Origin of the sequence: Viridibacillus arenosi, from assembly GCF_001955655.1 — a bacterium.
GTDB lineage: Bacteria > Bacillota > Bacilli > Bacillales_A > Planococcaceae > Viridibacillus > Viridibacillus arenosi.
Genome location: NZ_MSPW01000042.1, coordinates 1 through 901 on the forward strand (window position 1 = coordinate 1; position 901 = coordinate 901).

At 31.6% G+C, this 901-nt stretch carries 3 protein-coding genes; 2 read left to right on the forward strand and 1 reads right to left on the reverse strand.

Features of this window, described 5'->3' with window-relative positions:
* Positions 1-393 (forward strand): sigma factor regulator N-terminal domain-containing protein (locus tag BK137_RS21665; protein WP_179078299.1); only part of this gene is annotated, 393 nt, incomplete at its 5' end.
* 55 nt (positions 394-448) lie between these two features.
* A complete protein-coding gene (locus tag BK137_RS23065) occupies positions 449-691 on the forward strand; it encodes an anti sigma factor C-terminal domain-containing protein (RefSeq protein WP_425318993.1) in 243 nt (80 codons plus the stop codon).
* Here BK137_RS23065 and BK137_RS21675 read toward each other — a convergent pair.
* Positions 656-901, reverse strand: a 246-nt coding sequence (locus BK137_RS21675; RefSeq protein ID WP_280521835.1) for an RNA polymerase sigma factor, incomplete at its 5' end; no start/stop codon positions are given. The genes BK137_RS23065 and BK137_RS21675 overlap by 36 nt on opposite strands.

The following is a 901-nucleotide window of genomic DNA, read 5'->3' on the forward strand; positions in this document are numbered from 1 at the left end:
GAATTAAATGATTTTTTTGATGGAAAGTCAACAAGTACTATTTCAAAGGTTGTAAAAAAAGCAAAGAGAATAACGATACTCCGAAATATAGGTATCTCTTTATTTGTCATAGTTTTCTTGTTAATTACTTTAAGTTTGTCTTGGTTGTTTATTTTAAGGGGAAGTCAAGAAAAGGCGATGCGTGATATCGAGTTATTTAGCAGAATCACTAATCCTAATATTGAGTTATTAACGAGCCAAAACGAATCAAATGGTGTATTTGAAGGGATTTTAACGTTTAATCGATATAAAGAGATTGAAGGGATTCCAGTAGATTGGAGTAATCATGTTGTTAGGTATAGTCTGTTTGGTGGAATGAGCCGTTTCACAGGGCATTCATTAATACAGAATTGAAGATAAAGAAGATGGACTTTATAGAAATTATGACAGTGAGACAAAGCAAAGAATGATGAGCTTTTATCATCCAGAGGTATTGTACAGCCAAATTCGTAATGACCTAAAAACCTTAAATAAATTTACAGATGATACTTTGATCGAATTAGGGGTTTCATTTAACCAAAAATATACACCGGAAGAAGTTCGTGAATTAATTCCAGAGAATATAACACTTAAATGGTACTGGGTAGATACTTATTCAGAAGAAGACATTCAATCATTAAACAAACACAAATATAACATAGTCTTCTGGTAAAAGTGAATCGTCTACAAGCTCAAAGTGGTCAAAAGATATGTTCACTTCTCTTTTCTGTTTGCGACACAAATCATAATAATGATTAATTGCTACTCGAAATAGCCAACTATACGCTTTGTTTGGATCAACTGAATCAATATTTAAAATAAATTTATAGATGGATTCTTGTATAATATCTTCAGCATCTCGAGGGTTTGCGCCATTTTTAAT

Coding starts and splice junctions, on each gene's coding strand:
- BK137_RS23065 (WP_425318993.1), top strand. CDS start 449: ATGAGCTTTTATCATCCAGAGGTATTGTACAGCCAAATTCGTAATGAC.